Here is a 15,160-nt window from a genome sequence, read left to right as displayed (position 1 = left end):
AGTACTTGTTAACCGCGGGCGGTTAACAAGTACTCACGGCTGGGGTGTCCTCGCCGAGCCGCGGCGGCGCGCTGCGGTAGCTCGCCGGGGTGGCGCTGAGCCGGATCGGGTTCGCCACCTGACGTACGGGCCGGTCCCTGCGGGGGTCGTCGATCTCGACCACCGGATTCAGCCCGAGCCGCTCGGCGAGCGCCACTGCGTCGGCGATGTCGTTGAGCGGACCGCACGGGACACCCTGCGCGGTCAGCTTCTCGAACCACTCGTCCGCCGAGCCCGCGGACAGCGCCGCGGTGATGTCCCGGACCAGTTGCTCGCGGTGCGCCACCCGTTGCGTGTTGGTCGCGTACCGCTCGTCGCCGGCGAGTTCGGGCACACCGAGAACCTCGACGAGAGAGGCGAACTGACGGTTGTTCCCCACCGCCAGCACCAGCGGACGGTCGCCGGTCCGGAAGACCTCGTACGGCGCGATGCTGGGGTGCCGGTTGCCCATCGCCTGCGGGACGACACCGGCACCCACGTACCCCGACGTCTGGTTCGCGAGGGCGGACAGCAGCGACGACAGCAGGTTCACCTCGACCCGCTGCCCCTCCCCGGTGCGGTCACGGTGACGCAGCGCCGCCAGGATCCCGACCGCGGCGTGCAGTCCGGTGATGATGTCGACGACGGCCACCCCGACCTTCGTCGGAACGCCAGGTTCGGGACCGGTGATGCTCATCAACCCGCCGACGGCCTGGATGAGCAGGTCGTACCCGGGCAGGTTGTTCTCGCCGCCGAACCCGGTGACGGAGCAGTAGACCACGTCGGGATTGATCTCCCGCACGGCGTCGTAGCCGAGCCCGAGCCGGTCCATCGTGCCGGGAAGGAAGTTCTCCACCACCACGTCGGCCCGGGCGACCAGTTCCCGCGCCTGCTGCAGGTCGGCGGGGTCACGCAGATCCCAGGCGAAGGACCGCTTGTTGCGGTTGACGGACTGGAAGTAGGTGGATTCGTCGCCCACCCACGGCGGCCCCCACTGCCGGGTGTCGTCCCCGACACCGGCGCGCTCGATCTTGACGACGTCGGCGCCGAGATCGGCGAGCAGCATCGTGGCGTACGGCCCGGCGAGCACCCGTCCGAAGTCGGCGATCAGCAGGCCATCCAGGGATGCACTTCTCACCGGAACGCTGCCTCGCCCGTCAGCGCCTTGCCGATCACGAGCTGGTGGACCTCGGACGTCCCCTCGTAGGTGAGCACGGACTCGAGGTTGTTGGCGTGGCGGATCACGGGGTATTCCAGCGTGATTCCGTTGGCGCCGAGGATGGTGCGGCACTCGCGGGCGATGGCGATGGCCTCGCGGACGTTGTTCAGCTTGCCCGTGCTGACCTGCTCGGGACGTGCCACGCCGCGATCCTTGAGACGTCCGAGGTGGTACGCCAGCAGGTGGCCCTTGCCGACCTCGAGGGCCATGTCGGCGATCTTGACCTGCGTGATCTGGTAGGCGGCGAGCGACTTGTCGAAGACCTGACGGTCCTGCGCGTAGGAGATGGCCGATTCGAGGCAGTCGCGGGCGGCGCCCATCGCACCGAAGATGATGCCGAACCGGGCCTCGTTGAGGCAGCCGAGCGGACCGGACAGTCCCTTGGCCTCCGGCAGCATCGCGGATTCGGGCAGCCGGACGTCCTCGAGCACGAGCTCCGAGGTGACGGACGCCCGCAGCGACATCTTGTGCTTGATCTCGGGCGCCGAGAAGCCGGGGGTGTCGGTGGGCACGACGAATCCGCGGATGCCGTCGTCGGTGCGCGCCCACACGACGGCAACGTCGGCGACGGATCCGTTGGTGATCCACATCTTGGTGCCGTTGAGGATCCAGTCGTCACCGTCCCGCTTGGCGCCCGTGCGCATGCCTGCGGGGTTGGAGCCGAAGTCGGGCTCGGTCAGTCCGAAGCAGCCGATCGCCTTGCCGGCGGCCATCCGGGGCAGCCATTCCTGCTTCTGGTCTTCGCTGCCGTAGTGGTGGATCGCGTACATGGCCAGCGAGCCCTGGACGGACACGAGGCTGCGGATTCCGGAGTCGACGGCCTCGAGTTCGAGGCAGGCCAGGCCGTAGGCGGTGGCGCTCATGCCGGCGCAGCCGTATCCGTCGAGGTGCATACCGAGCACGCCGAGTTCGCCCAGCCCTTGCGCCAGTTCACGCACGGGCAGCGCCGCCGCTTCGAACCATTCGCCGATGTGGGGCCGGATCTTCTCGTCCGCGAATCGGCGCACGGTGTCGCGGATCGCGATCTCCTCGGTGTCGAGCAGCGAGTCGAGGGCGAACAGCTGGGACAGGGACTGCGAGTCGGACATTGTTCCTCCACGGGGCCGGTGGGGCTGATGTGCAAACGTTCGCGAGAACGATTGCACGAACGATTTCGTCACGTAGACTAAGGCGCGTTCCGGCAGCCGTCAACCACGACACCCGCCGGCCCCCGTCCCCGAGCGCGAGGATTGCCCGTGAACCAGCCGGACCGCCCGACACGCACCTCCGGGCGTCCGCCTACCCTCCGCGAGATCGCCGAACGCGCCGGCGTCCACGTGTCGACGGCATCCCGGGTGCTCCGGCAGCCCGAACCCGCCGACGGCTGGTCCGAGGCCGCGCTGCGGGTGCGCGAGGTGGCGGTGGAACTCGGCTACCAGCCCAACCTGTGGGCCGCGAGCCTGCGGACACGCAAGACCACCACCCTCGGCGTCGTCATGCCGCGACTCACCGACGGCGTGGTCGCGACCATGTTCCAGGGCATCGAGGAGACGGCCACGCAGGCCGGCTACTCGGTGTTGCTGTCGAGCCCACCGGACGACCTCGACGCCCAGCGCCGCGCCATCGAGTTCCTCGTCAGCAGGCAGGTGGACGGCCTGCTGCTCAGCAGCCTGCACAGTCCCGGCCGCGAATTCGTCGACTCACTGTCGGTGGGGGCTTTGCCGATGCTGCAGCTCAACCGGCACGCCGACGTCGGTCTGCCGTTCGTGTCCGGCGACGACCACCGGGGCGGCTACCTCGCCGGACGCCATCTCCTCGACCGCGGCTTCACCGAGGTCGCCGTCATCACAGGCCCCGACCATGCGAGCACCTCCCGCGACCGCCTCGCCGGATTCCGCGCCGCACTGGCCGAGAACGGCATCGAACTCCGCCCGGATCGTGTCGTCCGCTCCGACTTCGACGTGTCCGGCGGTGTCGCCGCGGCCACCGTTCTCCTCGAGTCGGATTCGCGTCCCGAGGCGATCTTCACCGTCAGCGACACCATCGCGATCGGCGTCCTCGGCGTCGCCCGCGACCTCGGGCTGCGGATCCCCGACGACCTCGCGCTCGTCGGGTACAACGACATTCCGGTGGTCGCCCAGCTGCCGGTGCCGCTGACGACCGTCCGCTCACCCGCGCGCCTGATCGGCGCGACGGGTGTGCGTCATCTCCTGTCGATCATCGCGGGCAACGACGTGGAATCGGTGAAACTCCCGGTCGAGCTGATCGAGCGGGCATCGACCAGGAAGTAGTCAGAGCGTCGCCCGCAGTTCCCGCTTGAGCAGCTTCCCGCTCTGGTTGCGGGGCAGTTCGTCCACGAACACCACCTGCTTGGGCACCTTGAACGGTGCGATACGTTCCTTGACGTGGGCGATCAACCCGTCCGGTGTCACGCCGGCGGCATCCTCCCGCAACACCACGACCGCGGTGATCGCCTCGATCCACTTGTCGTCCGGCGTCCCGATGACCGCGACCTCGGCCACGTCCGGATGCGTGTAGACCGCATCCTCGACCTCCCGCGACGCCACCAGGATGCCGCCGGTGTTGATGACGTCCTTGATGCGGTCGACGACGGTGATGTACCCCTCCGGGTCCCGCGTCACGAGATCCCCCGAGTGGAACCAGCCGTCGCGGAACGCCTCCGCGGTGGCGTCGGGATTGTCCCAGTACCCCAGACACAGCTGGGGTGAACGGTAGAGCACCTCACCGGGCGTGCCGTCCGGAACGTCGTTGCCGTCCGGGTCCACCACCCGCGTCTCGACGAAGAACACGGCCTTGCCGCACGACGACGGCCGGTCCTCGTGTTCCCCCGGCTGCAGCACCGTGGCGAGCGGACCGATCTCGGACTGTCCGAAGCAGTTGTAGAAGCCGAGGTCGGGGTAGCGTTCACGCAGCTTGTTCAGCACCGTCACCGGCATGATCGACGCGCCGTACTGCGCCTTCTTCAGCGACGACAGGTCGCGGGTCCCGAGATCCGGATGTCCGGCGAGCGGCACCCACACCGTCGGCGCCAGGAACAGCGAGCCGATGCGATCCGCCTCGATGCGCCGCAGGATCTCCGGAATGTCCGGGGTCTGCATCAGATTCACCGAGGCGCCCACGGACAGGTACGGCATCATGAACACGTGCATGCCCGCCGAGTGGTACAGGGGCATGCAGATCAGCGGATTGTCGCCGTCGCTCAGCGCGAGGGCGATCACGGAAGACACGTACTCGTGCACGAGCCCGCCGTGAGTCATCATGGCGCCCTTCGGCTTCGACGTCGTCCCGGATGTGTACAGCAACTGCGCCAGATCGGTGGACGCGACCGGCACCGCGAGCACGGGGACGTCGCCGGAGCCGCTGTGGGCGAGCAGCGAGTCTTCGGCGTCGCGCAGGGGAATCACGTGGCGCAGATCGAGGGCGCCGCGGACCGAGTCGAGCGTGCCCCTCAGCGCCGGATCGACCAGCACGGCGGCGCTCCCGGACTGCGACACCAGATAGGTCAGCTCGTCACCCTCGAGCGCATAGTTGACGGGGACGTGCACGAGACCCGCACGCGCGCAGGCCAGGAACCCGATCGTGTACGCGTCCGAGTTCGTGCCGTACGCGGCCACCCGCTCACCGGCCGACAGTCCGAGCGACTGCAGGTAGGCGGCCGCCCGGCTGACCGCGTCGTCGAGTTCACGGTACGTCCACGTGCGGTCCTCGAACGTCAGTGCCCGGCGGTCGGGGAACTTGGCGGCCGAGCGCCGCAGCACTCCGTCGACGGTATCGGTACGCGCATCCAGACTCATGCACGAAGGTTATAGGACGTCCAAGTACCTTGCCGGAGGTTTCGGCTACCGCCCTGCAGGCACCAGCATCGGCTCGTGCATGTCGTAGTACGACACGTCGCCCATCAACCGCCCCTCTTCCTCGAACAACGACCTCAGGTCGTCCGGGATCTCGACCTTCTCGTGCTCGCGGGCCTCCGATTCCGAGGTGAAGTACACCGCCTCGACATACCCGCCGTCGCCGTACGTGCATAACGTTCCGCCGAGGATCTCCGGGCGCAGCTGATGAACCTGGGGTTCGGCCTGTTCCAGCAGCTCCCGCATCCGGCTCGCGTCGGTGGTGTGCCCCTCCATGACCTGAACGAATGTCGCGTCGTCCGAGCCGCCACCCATCCACTCCATCACGTCCGGGCAGTCCATGAACGACACGGCACCCTCGAAGCACCTCTCGGTCTCTGCCCACCACGCGCCCTGCTCAGGACGCTCGCTGTTACGCCGGGCCGCTTCGGCCGATTCGAACCGCGCGAGTGCGATGAACGTTCCGTCGTCGCACAATCCCTGGGTGCAGCCCAGGAAGCCCGTCGCTCCCGGTCGCACGTCCTCCGTCCAGCGGTCCATGCACCGGCGTAGGCCGGCCTCGTCGGACACCTTTCCTTGAATAACCTGGATGAACATCGATAGTCACCTCCCGCGGGACGGTCGCCCCGCAGTGAGAACGATCTCGGTGACCGACCCGTCGCGGTCCACCGTCAGCGGGCACCGACGGCCCGCGGCCGCAGCCACTGCACACTTGATCCTTCGCCGGTTCGCTGGACCGCGCAATGCAGACAGCGCGCGCTATTTTCCCTGCCACTGCGGTGTGCGCTTCTCGACGAACGCCTGCATGCCCTCCTGGGCGTCGCACGTGATCGCGTTGGTGGCCATCGTCTCCGCCATCGCCGCGTAGGCCTCGCCCTGAGGGAGCTCGATCTGCCGGTAGAACGCCTGCTTGCCGATCTTCACCGTGAGCGGGCTGGCCTTCGTGATCTTCGCGGCGAGAGTCCGGGTCTGCGCGTCGAGTTCCTCGGGTGCCACGACCAGGTTCACCAGCCCCCAGTCCGCGGCGGTCTCCGCCCCGATCGTCTCCCCGGTGAGCAGCATCTGCAGGGCACGCTTACGTCCGATCGCACGACTGAGGGCCACCATCGGGGTGGAGCAGAACAGGCCGATCTTCACCCCCGGCGTCCCGAACACGGCGTTCGACGACGCGACGACCAGGTCGCACGACGCGGCGAGCTGACAGCCCGCCGCGACGGCCGCGCCCTGGACGGACGCGATGACCGGTTGGGGAATGTCCTGCACGGTCTGCATCATCTCGACGCAGGTGTCGAAGATGGCCTGCTCCTCCTCGAGTGTGCGGCCGATCATCTCCTTCAGGTCGTGGCCTGCGGAGAACACCGGTCCTGCAGCCCTGATGACGACGACGCGGGTGGTGTCGTCGTCGCCCAGCTTCCGGAGCGCCGCGGTGACGTCCCGCATGGCCTCGGACGACAGCGGATTCCGCTGCTCGGGGCGGTTCAGGGTGAGGAACGCGACGCCGGTGTCCGGCTCGGCAGTGGTCTCAACGAAGTTCTCGGTCATGACTACTGCCTACCACCCGTGAGTACTTATCAACCGCCCGCGGTTAACAAGTACTCACGGGCGGAGCAATGCGGGCCCGCACCTCACCGAAGCCGATGCGGGTGCCGTTCGGGCCCGGTGCGGTGGCGGAGATGGCGATCTCGTCGCCGTCCTCGAGGAACGTGCGCTTCTCGTCCCCGACGACGACAGGTTCCTGTCCACCCCAGGTCAGTTCGATGAACGCACCACGCTGATCCTTCTCGGGTCCGGAGATGGTGCCCGACGCAAACAGGTCGCCCGTGCTGGCAGCGGCGCCGTTGATCGTGGTGTGTGCGAGCATCTGCGCCGGCGACCAGTACATCTGCGCATACGGCGGACGCGACACGACGTGTCCGTTCCATTCGACGGCCAGGTCGATGTCCAGGCCCCACTTCTCCTCGCCGCGCAGGTACGGCAGCGGCTGCGGATCCTGCGTCGGGGTGTCGATGCGGGCCGCCTCGAGCGCGTCGAGCGGAACCACCCACGGAGAAATCGACGTCGCGAAGCTCTTCCCGAGGAACGGGCCGAGCGGCACGTACTCCCAGGCCTGGATGTCGCGGGCGGACCAGTCGTTCACGACGACCGCCCCGAACACATACTCCGCGAACTGATCCGGGGTGATCGTCTCCCCCAGCTTCGTCGGGACACCGACGAGGAAGCCCATCTCGGCCTCGATGTCGAGGCGGCGGGACGGCCCGAAGTCGGGGGCGTCCTGAGCCGGGGTCTTGCGCTGCCCGCAGGGCCGGATGACGTCCGTGCCGGACACGATGACGGTGCTCGACCGCCCGTGGTATCCAACCGGCAGGTGCTTCCAGTTGGGCATCAGCGGCTCGGAGTCGGGGCGGAACAGTCGCCCGAGATTCGTGGCGTGGTACTCGGAGGCGTAGAAATCGACGTAGTCGGCGACGGCCACCGGCAGGTGCATCGTCACGTCCTCAACGGCGAACACCGCGGTGTCGGCGACGTCGCCCTGCACGAGTTCGGTGATCTGCCTGCGGACCTCGGTCCAGCGGGCCCGGCCCTGCGCCATGAAGGCGTTGAGGGTGGGCTGTGCGAAGACGTCGTCACCCAGTGCGGCGGCGAGATCCACGACGGAATCTCCCACCCGCACTCCGACCCGTGGGGTCGAGTCGGCGGTCGAGAACACGCCGTACGGCAGGTTCTCGATTCCGAAGAGGGAATCTGCGGGGATGTCGAGGACGGTCATGCGTGGGCTCCTTGATCTGCGGAGGCGAGGACGGAAGACGGCACGAGGTGCAGTGCGACGAGATCCTCGAGGGGTTCGAGGATGCTGCACGTGCCGAAGGATCGGAAGGCGGTGCGAACGGCGCCGACGACGTCGGCCGGGAGGTCGCGCAGCTCGCGGGCGAGCGGTGTGCCGTCACGTCCGGCGAGGGTGGCGGCCACCTCGTCGACGCCGGCGCCGCCGAGTGCGTGCCGGGTGGCGAGCAGCACGTTGAGGAAACCGTGCTGTTCGAATCCCGTGTGCGGATCGGTGTTGCGGACGGCGTGGTGCAGTCCGGCGGTGGCCTTGAACGGGATTCCCGACGCGATGACGGTGTGCAGCGCAGCGGCGAGTTCGGTCTCGTCCGGGTAGGCCTCGGCGACCACGCCACCCGTGCGGAACTTCGCCGCGAACGGGCCGCCGGTCAGTGCGGCGAGGAAGTCGGGCCGGCGCTCGCCACGCGGCACCTCCACGAACACGTCGAGCCCGGCGGTCAGCGCCTCGACGGCGTCCATCGCAGCGAAGAACTCCGCGGCCGTCTGGTCTGCGGGCACCGCGATCTCGAGTGCCACCGCGGTGGCACCGTCGATCTGCGCGAGGCGGTCGAGTGCGGGTTCGAGCGTGGCCGGACCGCCGGGCAGCGTCAGGCTCAGTTCGAGCGCACCGGGGGTCAATTCGCCCAGCCGGGCGACCGGAAAGACGAAGGGACCGACCAGATCCGCGTACGGCGCCGACAAATGTCCGGCGTGCGCGGGCAGGGCGTCGGGCAGGGGTGCGTTTCCGGGCGGGAAGAGGGCGGCGTCGTCGCAGAGACCGGCGAAGAGGGCGGAGATCACGGCGTCGGCCCCCGCCCTGCCCACGTCCACGCGTAGCCCGAGTCCTCGCACGCCACGGCACCCTCGCCGAGTTCGAGCGGGCGGAACGTGTCGACCATGACGGCGAGTTCGTCGAAGAACTCGGCCCCGATGCTGCGTTCGTACGCGCCGGGCTGCGGACCGTGCGCATGGCCGCCGGGATGAATCGAGATCGAGCCCTGGCCGATGCCGGAACCCTTGCGCGCCTCGTAGTCTCCGCCGACGTAGAACATGATCTCGTCGGAGTCGACGTTCGAGTGGTAGTACGGCACCGGAATCGACAGCGGGTGGTAGTCGACCTTGCGGGGCACAAAATTGCAGATGACGAAGTTGTTGCCCTCGAACGCCTGGTGCGCCGGCGGCGGCTGGTGCACGCGCCCGGTGATGGGCTCGTAGTCGGAGATGTTGAACGTGTAGGGGTAGAGGCACCCGTCCCAGCCCACGACGTCGAAGGGATGGTGCGGGTACACCATTCGCGTGCCGACGATCCCGTGCGACGTCCGATGCTTGACGAGCACCTCCACGTCGGTGCCCTCGACCTGCAGCGTCTCGGACGGCCCGTGCAGGTCGCGCTCGCAGTAGGGCGCGTTCTCGAGCAGCTGACCGAACCGGGACAGGTAACGCTTCGGCGGGACGATGTGACTGTTGGCCTCCATCGCGTAGGCACGCAACGGTTCCGGTCCCTGCGGGATCCAGCGGTGGGTGGTCGACATCGGAATGAGAACGTAGTCGCCCTGCTTCGCCTCGAGCGCGCCGAACACGGTTTCGACGGTGGCGGCACCGGATTCGACGTAGACCATCTCGTCGCCGATCGCGTTGCGGTACAGCGGCGACTCCTTGGCGGCGACCACGTAGGAGATGCGGACGTCCGCGTTGCCGAGGATCAACCGGCGTCCGGTGACCACGTCGGTGTCGGCCCAGACCGTGTCCGGGAACAGGTCGTGCAACTTGAGGTGGCGCGGCTTGAGCGGATGATTGGGTGTCGTGCTCTGGTCGGGCAGCTCCCACACGGTGGCATCGACGATCGCCGACGGGATGTGGCGGTGGTAGAGCAGTGAGGAGTCGGAGGAGAACCCCTCTTCTCCCATCAATTCCTCGAAGTAGAGCTGACCGTTGTCGTCACGGTGCTGGGTGTGCCGCTTGGGCGGGATGTTGCCCGCGTGCCGATAGAACGCCATGACCGGCCTCCCTAGAAGTGCGTGTCCGTAGTAGTAAACACATTAACTAAATTACGGGCGTGATGGCAAGCACAGATTTCCCGGGAGGCACAGCAGGGGTCAGTTACGCCCGCGGACGTCGAACTGGCTGCGGTTGGTGATCAGCTTGTCCAGCAGCATGACGAGAATGCGCTGCTCCGGTTCGGTGAGAACACTCGCCCAGGCGTGTTCCCGCTCGTTCTGCTCACGGTAGATCTCACCGATCTCGCTCCGACCCTTCTCGGTGAGCGACAACTGGACGGACCGGCCGTCCCGCTCGTCCGGGGTCCGCTCCATCAGACCACCACCGACCAGCGTCTTCGTCAGATTCGAGACGGCAGCCCTACTCATACCGGTGAGCTTGGCCGCCGTCTTCGACTCGACGGGCCCGGCCAGCCATGTCACGAACATCAGCCGGAACGCCGACCACGACAGGCCGCGCGGGCGGTGAATCGACGACTCCAGGTCGTACGTCACCACGTTCGACGCGCGGTTCAACGTCAGGAGGACTTGGGTGGCGAGTTCGTGCGTCGAGCCGTATTCCGTGCTCAGGCGCCGGTTCGCCAGTTCGATGAACGACCAGAAGTCGAGGCTGTCCGGTACCTCGACGGGCACCGGCGCTGCGTCATCGGTCATGGGGGAACCCTATCGCGAGCTGGTGGCGGGCCCAGTGCCCGCCACCTCCGCTTTTAGTATATCTATGAACTATATGCCTTCGGCCTGTGAGTACTTATTAACGCCCGGCGGTTAATAAGTACTCACGGGCGCGTCAGCGCTCGTAGCCCTTCCGCATGTCGTCGACGATGCGCGGGCGGTCGAGGGTGGAGGGCTCGAGTTCGCGGCGGGGACGGTCGCGCGGGAAGATCGCGGACGCGGCGAGGGTCGGCTCGTCGAGGAAGCGCAGTTCGGGGACGTCGCGGGGTAGACGCAGGGCCGGCGGTTCGGGTCCCCGCCGGGCGAGGACGTAACCCCAGTCCCCGAAACTCGGCACCAGCACGTGGTACGGCGTGACGGCCAGACCCGCGGACGCGACCGTCGACGTGGTGCGCCAGTACGCGTCCGGCGTCGAATAGGGGCTTCCCGACTGCACCACCATCAGTCCGCCGGGATTCAGGGCGGCGGCGGCGAGACCGTAGAACTCGGTGGAATACAGGCGGCCGAGCGCCGGGGTGTCCGGGTCAGGGAGGTCCACGATGACGGCGTCGAAACCCGAATCGGGTGCGTCGCGTAGCCACCGGAACGCGTCGTCGAGGACGACGTGCACGCGCGGGTCCTGCAGTGCTCCCTGATTCAGCCCGGACAGCCGGGTGTTCGCGAGTTCGACGACCGCAGGGTCGAGTTCCACCTGCACGATCTCCTCGACACCGGGCAGTCGCAGGACCTCCCGGGCGGCGAGGCCGTCGCCCCCGCCGAGGATCAGCACCCGTTTCGGGTCGGCGGCCATCGCGGGGTACACCAGCGATTCGGTGTACCGATGTTCGTCGATGCTGGAGAACTGGAGGTCGCCGTCGAGGAAGAGCCTCACGTCTCCCCCGCGCTCGGTGACCACGATCTCCTGGTACTGCGACCTTTCCGCGGCGACCACCGGGTCGGTGTAGAGCCGTTGCCGCGACGTGGTCTCGATGCCGTCGGCGCGCACCAGCAGCACCGCGATGCATGCGGCGGCGACGAGCATTGCCACGACGGCGAGCAACCGGGTGCGCAGGCTCAGCTGCCACCGCAGCAGGATCAGCGCCACCACCGCGGCGGCAACGAGGTTGATGATGCCGGTGATGGCGGCGCCGCGGATCATCCCGGCGATCGGCAGCAGGACGAACGGCCAGAGCAGGCCACCGACCAGGGCGCCTGCGTAGTCGGCGGCGTTGAGGTTCGCCAGCACTTTTCCGGTGCTCTCGGCGTCGGTGTCGCTGCGGCCCGACTGCAGCAGCGTCATCAGCAGCGGCACCTCGGCGCCCACCAGCACACCGATCAGTGCGGTGGCGAGCACCAGAACGATTGCGCTGGAACCGAAGAACGTGAACGTCACGTACAGCGTCACCGCGCTGAACCCGCCGACGAGGCCGAGGACGATCTCGACGACCACGAACGACGCGGCCGCGGTGGACAGCAGCGGCTTGGCGGCGAGGGCCCCCACTCCGAGTGCGGCCACGAAACCCGCAACGATCAGCGACGTCTGGGTGATCCCGCCGCCGGTCAGACTGACCGACAGTGTCAGCAGTGCCAGTTCGTAGATCAGCCCGCACGCCGCACAGGCTGCCACCGCGGCGAGCAGGAACGCCCTGGCCCGCCCGCCGAGCGCGCGGGTGGTGGAGATATTCGGCTCTGCCGCGGTGGTCGTCACGAGATCAGGTGAGTGCGGCGGCGTTCACGAGGCCGATGGCGAAGAGGCTCGCACCGACCGCCCATGCGGCACCGCACATCTGCGGGTTCCCGACCAGACCGACGAGTTGCCCCGGTAACAGCAGGTTCATCAGGCGCAGCGCGATGACCTGCAGCAGCACACCGAAGAGGCCGTAGACCGCGGAGTCGGCGAGTCCCTGCGCGAATCCGTCGGAGCTGGTGAGGATCGCCGTGACCACGACGACGGCGAGGGCGAGATGGTTCGACGCCAGCAGGATTGCCGCGTTGGGGTTCTTGTCGACGTACACCTGGTGCCGGAGATTGCCGGGGGTTGCCAGGTCGAGGACCGCGAAGCCGACTCCGAGGACGGCGATGCCGATGACGAAATACGCCAGGGTGCCGAACATGCCGACGGCGAGCAGTCCGACGTCGACGCTGCCGATTTCCGTTGCTGCCGCCGTGTAGGTGGTGTTCACGCGCTTCTCCCCAGTCGAGTGTTCTCTGTCATTTCGCGCTTCCGGATCCGCCGCTGCCGCTGGCGCCGCCTGCCGGTGAACCGGGGTTGAAACCGGGCCCCAGATAGGCGAACCCGCCGCTCCGGTACCGGCCGTCGATGTCTTCGACGCGGACGAGGCTGCCGCCACCCGGCCCGGCGCTGACCGTGACGATGTCGTCGTCGTAGCGCAGGTATTCGCTGCCGCCGTCCGCCTTCCGCGCCGCCGGCTCCTCTTCGGCGACGATGTTCGACACGGTCGTCCCCACGGGGTCGTTCGACGTGTACGTCTTCGCGTCGCCCGCGGTGTTCTGCAGGGCGTAGGTGTCGGCGATGTAGTCGCGGACGCCGCCGCCGCACGCGGTCGCGGCCAACACCAGGAGCAGCATCGGGACGAGTCGCACGCGCGCACTGAACCGGCTCACGGCTGCCACCTGCTTCGAGTCTTCACGATCACCCCGCCCTTGTCTCCTGGGTACAGATGCCAGGTCTGCCAGACCCATCCGCCCGAATCTTTGGCCGCCGTGAGCGCGGTCAGCGCGGTGTGGTCACCGGGGAACGCCCCGCAGATCCACCCGTCCACCTCGGTGGCCTGGCGCCGCAGCCAGTCGGCGGTCTGCTCGAGGTGGGTGCGGTCGACGGTGTCGGTGGTCGAGTCGAACCGGTACCCGCTCGCGCTGTCGGATACGGGCAGCGGCCTGCCGCCTGCCTGGACCGCGTCGCACGAGACCTGTTCGGTGATTCGGCTGCCCGCCGCGGACGCCGTCACCGCGTGCGACGCCCCGAGAACCGCGAGCGTCACTCGGTCGTCACCGTGCGTGATGGTGAGTTCGGCCAGCGGAAGCGGTGTTTCGGCATTAACGACGAGACCGAGTGCCTCTGCCGTCACATCACGCGACTCGATGTCGAGGACGTGCAGTGTCACTGCGGCGGACCGGAGTGGATCACGGTGAGTTCACCCCGCGTGACGGCGCGGCCCGTGGAGACCTCCCACGACTGCGTCCGCGCCCAGCGCTCGAAGGACAGCAGGCCGGTCTTGTCGGCCGTCTCGTAGTCGGCGTAGTCGACGATGCCCTGGGGTGCGGTTCCGGTGGTGCCTTCCGCGGTGAACGAGGCGGTGCCGCGCTCGATCTGCCGGTGCACCCTGTCGTCGAGGATCACGTCACCGTTCGGTTCGAGCCCCGTCCCCTCGCGGCGCATCCACAGCGTCATGTCGAGGTTGCCCTCGTCGTTCTCGACGGTCAGCCATCGCTGACCGGTGGACCCGTCGAGGAGGTGTTCGTGCCAGATGTATCCCTCTTCGTCGAGGGTGATGGTGCCGCGCACGACGTGATCGATTCCGGCGTACGTGATGATGTCGCCGACTCCGATCTTGTACGGGTCGTAGACCTCCGGGTAGTCGGCGAGCGGATCGACCCTGGCAGCAGGAGTGGTCTTCTTCCCGGTCCGATTCCGCAGGATCAGCACGATGCCCACGATCACGACGACGATCAGCAGCAGTAACAGCAGCGTGGTCAACAGTCTCTCCTGGTCAGCGGCTTCGGCACGGGAGGCCAGTGCCCGGCCCCCACCGCTCAGTCACCTTACTGTGCGCCGCGCACCCACACACCTGGCGATTGCAGAGCCTGGTAGCAAAGGCTAGCCTAACCGAACGCGCGAGCGGTGGAGCGGAGCGCTGTCGTTCACCGCGATTCGCGCGGCATACGCCCAGACGTCGACAAGACCGACAGTGAGGAACCATATGGCCATCCCGCCCATTTCGACCTACACGATCCCGGAGATCCACGAGGTCCCCGAATCGAAGGTGTCCTGGCGCCTCGACCCTCGGCGTTCCGCACTGCTGGTCCACGACATGCAGAACTACTTCATCGACGCGTACGACGTGCGGTCCGAGCCGATGTCTACTGCGATGGCGAACATGGTCCGGATCCGCGAACTGTGCTCGGAAGCCGGGATTCCCGTGATCTACACGATGCAGCCGGGCGACCAGCACCCGTCGCGTCGCGGCATCCTCGCCGACTTCTGGGGCCCGGGATTGACGTCGGGTCGGGACACCGAGGTGGTCAAGCCGCTCGCCCCCCGCGAGGGCGACATCCAGGTGACCAAATGGCGGTACTCGGCCTTCCAGCGCACCGACCTCCGGCAGTTGCTCGGCCACCACGGCCGCGACCAGCTGATCGTGACGGGCGTCTACGCGCATATGGGCTGCATGCTGAGTGCCGCCGAGGCGTTCATGTCGGACGTGCAGCCGTTCCTGGTCTCCGACGCGACCGCGGATTTCAGCCGTGACGAGCACCTCATGGCGCTCACCTATGCGGCGAAGCGCTGCGGTTCGGTGACCTCCACGGATGCGCTGGTCTCCGCGCTGTCCCCGCTCGAAGTCGGCTGAGTCGACCCGAAGCCC

At 67.9% G+C, this 15,160-nt stretch carries 16 protein-coding genes; 2 read left to right on the top strand and 14 right to left on the bottom strand.

The window, feature by feature from the left end; translation table 11 throughout:
- Positions 1-22: 22 nt before the first annotated feature.
- Together QM693_RS20215 and QM693_RS20210 are read right to left on the bottom strand one after the other, a co-directional pair.
- Positions 23-1,156, bottom strand: coding sequence for a CaiB/BaiF CoA transferase family protein (locus QM693_RS20215; RefSeq protein ID WP_283353256.1), 1,134 nt, complete (start codon positions 1,154-1,156; stop codon positions 23-25).
- Positions 1,153-2,325 (bottom strand): acyl-CoA dehydrogenase family protein, encoded by a 1,173-nt coding sequence (locus tag QM693_RS20210; protein WP_283353255.1) that lies wholly within the window; start codon positions 2,323-2,325, stop codon positions 1,153-1,155. The genes QM693_RS20215 and QM693_RS20210 overlap by 4 nt, the downstream gene beginning before the upstream one ends.
- A gap of 147 nt (positions 2,326-2,472) precedes the next feature.
- On the opposite strand from QM693_RS20210, the gene QM693_RS20205 reads away from it, so the two are divergent.
- Positions 2,473-3,507, top strand: a complete 1,035-nt coding sequence (locus QM693_RS20205; RefSeq protein WP_283336287.1) for a LacI family DNA-binding transcriptional regulator — start codon at positions 2,473-2,475, stop codon at positions 3,505-3,507.
- Here the strand turns inward: QM693_RS20205 and QM693_RS20200 are convergent, their stop codons facing one another.
- The 12 genes from QM693_RS20200 to QM693_RS20145 all read right to left on the bottom strand — a co-directional run bounded on the left by QM693_RS20200 (position 3,508) and on the right by QM693_RS20145 (position 14,274).
- Positions 3,508-5,031 carry an acyl-CoA synthetase gene (locus QM693_RS20200; protein ID WP_283353254.1) on the bottom strand — a complete coding sequence of 508 codons (1,524 nt, stop codon included), beginning with the start codon at positions 5,029-5,031 and terminating at the stop codon, positions 3,508-3,510.
- 45 nt (positions 5,032-5,076) lie between these two features.
- The gene (locus QM693_RS20195; RefSeq protein WP_005251516.1) at positions 5,077-5,685 is read right to left on the bottom strand and encodes a hypothetical protein; all 609 of its coding nucleotides are present in this window, start codon (positions 5,683-5,685) and stop codon (positions 5,077-5,079) included.
- A gap of 162 nt (positions 5,686-5,847) precedes the next feature.
- Positions 5,848-6,630, bottom strand: a complete 783-nt coding sequence (locus QM693_RS20190) for an enoyl-CoA hydratase (RefSeq protein WP_283336284.1) — start codon at positions 6,628-6,630, stop codon at positions 5,848-5,850.
- 43 nt (positions 6,631-6,673) lie between these two features.
- Entirely contained in the window at positions 6,674-7,855 is a 1,182-nt protein-coding gene (fahA, locus tag QM693_RS20185; protein WP_280780398.1) for a fumarylacetoacetase, read from the bottom strand.
- A complete protein-coding gene (locus QM693_RS20180; RefSeq protein ID WP_283353310.1) occupies positions 7,852-8,709 on the bottom strand; it encodes a hypothetical protein in 858 nt (285 codons plus the stop codon). Before QM693_RS20180 ends, fahA begins: the two co-directional genes overlap by 4 nt.
- Positions 8,706-9,905, bottom strand: a complete 1,200-nt coding sequence (locus QM693_RS20175) for a homogentisate 1,2-dioxygenase (RefSeq protein ID WP_283353253.1) — start codon at positions 9,903-9,905, stop codon at positions 8,706-8,708. Before QM693_RS20175 ends, QM693_RS20180 begins: the two co-directional genes overlap by 4 nt.
- A 99-nt stretch (positions 9,906-10,004) precedes the next feature.
- Complete coding sequence (locus tag QM693_RS20170) at positions 10,005-10,559, bottom strand: MarR family winged helix-turn-helix transcriptional regulator (RefSeq protein WP_280780400.1); 555 nt, start codon at positions 10,557-10,559, stop codon at positions 10,005-10,007.
- A gap of 133 nt (positions 10,560-10,692) precedes the next feature.
- Positions 10,693-12,264, bottom strand: coding sequence for a polyamine aminopropyltransferase (locus QM693_RS20165; protein WP_283353252.1), 1,572 nt, complete (start codon positions 12,262-12,264; stop codon positions 10,693-10,695).
- A gap of 4 nt (positions 12,265-12,268) precedes the next feature.
- The gene (locus QM693_RS20160; RefSeq protein ID WP_283353251.1) at positions 12,269-12,739 is read right to left on the bottom strand and encodes a DUF350 domain-containing protein; all 471 of its coding nucleotides are present in this window, start codon (positions 12,737-12,739) and stop codon (positions 12,269-12,271) included.
- A 28-nt stretch (positions 12,740-12,767) separates the two neighbouring features.
- Positions 12,768-13,190, bottom strand: a complete 423-nt coding sequence (locus QM693_RS20155) for a DUF4247 domain-containing protein (protein ID WP_283353250.1) — start codon at positions 13,188-13,190, stop codon at positions 12,768-12,770.
- A complete protein-coding gene (locus QM693_RS20150) occupies positions 13,178-13,681 on the bottom strand; it encodes a DUF2617 family protein (RefSeq protein WP_105423342.1) in 504 nt (167 codons plus the stop codon). Before QM693_RS20150 ends, QM693_RS20155 begins: the two co-directional genes overlap by 13 nt.
- On the bottom strand, positions 13,678-14,274 hold the full coding sequence (locus QM693_RS20145; RefSeq protein ID WP_280780402.1) for a DUF4178 domain-containing protein: 597 nt from the start codon (positions 14,272-14,274) through the stop codon (positions 13,678-13,680). Before QM693_RS20145 ends, QM693_RS20150 begins: the two co-directional genes overlap by 4 nt.
- Before the next feature lie 223 nt (positions 14,275-14,497).
- Between QM693_RS20145 and QM693_RS20140 the strand changes: the two genes are divergently transcribed.
- The gene (locus QM693_RS20140) at positions 14,498-15,145 is read left to right on the top strand and encodes an isochorismatase family protein (protein WP_283353249.1); all 648 of its coding nucleotides are present in this window, start codon (positions 14,498-14,500) and stop codon (positions 15,143-15,145) included.
- The last annotated feature ends 15 nt before the right edge of the window (positions 15,146-15,160 follow it).

This window comes from Rhodococcus sp. IEGM 1305, assembly GCF_030058635.1.
In the GTDB taxonomy this organism is placed as follows: Bacteria; Actinomycetota; Actinomycetes; order Mycobacteriales; family Mycobacteriaceae; genus Rhodococcus_F; species Rhodococcus_F opacus_D.
Note: the sequence above shows the minus strand (reverse complement) of the source record. Positions and strands in the feature narration are given on the sequence as shown.

Bases quoted from the DNA above. Each gene is read 5' to 3' on its own strand.
- QM693_RS20210 (WP_283353255.1), bottom strand. From the start codon at position 2,325: ATGTCCGACTCGCAGTCCCTGTCCCAGCTGTTCGCCCTCGACTCGCTG.
- QM693_RS20200 (WP_283353254.1), bottom strand. From the start codon at position 5,031: ATGAGTCTGGATGCGCGTACCGATACCGTCGACGGAGTGCTGCGGCGC.
- QM693_RS20195 (WP_005251516.1), bottom strand. From the start codon at position 5,685: ATGTTCATCCAGGTTATTCAAGGAAAGGTGTCCGACGAGGCCGGCCTA.
- QM693_RS20190 (WP_283336284.1), bottom strand. From the start codon at position 6,630: ATGACCGAGAACTTCGTTGAGACCACTGCCGAGCCGGACACCGGCGTC.
- fahA (WP_280780398.1), bottom strand. From the start codon at position 7,855: ATGACCGTCCTCGACATCCCCGCAGATTCCCTCTTCGGAATCGAGAAC.
- QM693_RS20175 (WP_283353253.1), bottom strand. From the start codon at position 9,905: ATGGCGTTCTATCGGCACGCGGGCAACATCCCGCCCAAGCGGCACACC.
- QM693_RS20170 (WP_280780400.1), bottom strand. From the start codon at position 10,559: ATGACCGATGACGCAGCGCCGGTGCCCGTCGAGGTACCGGACAGCCTC.
- QM693_RS20140 (WP_283353249.1), top strand. From the start codon at position 14,498: ATGGCCATCCCGCCCATTTCGACCTACACGATCCCGGAGATCCACGAG.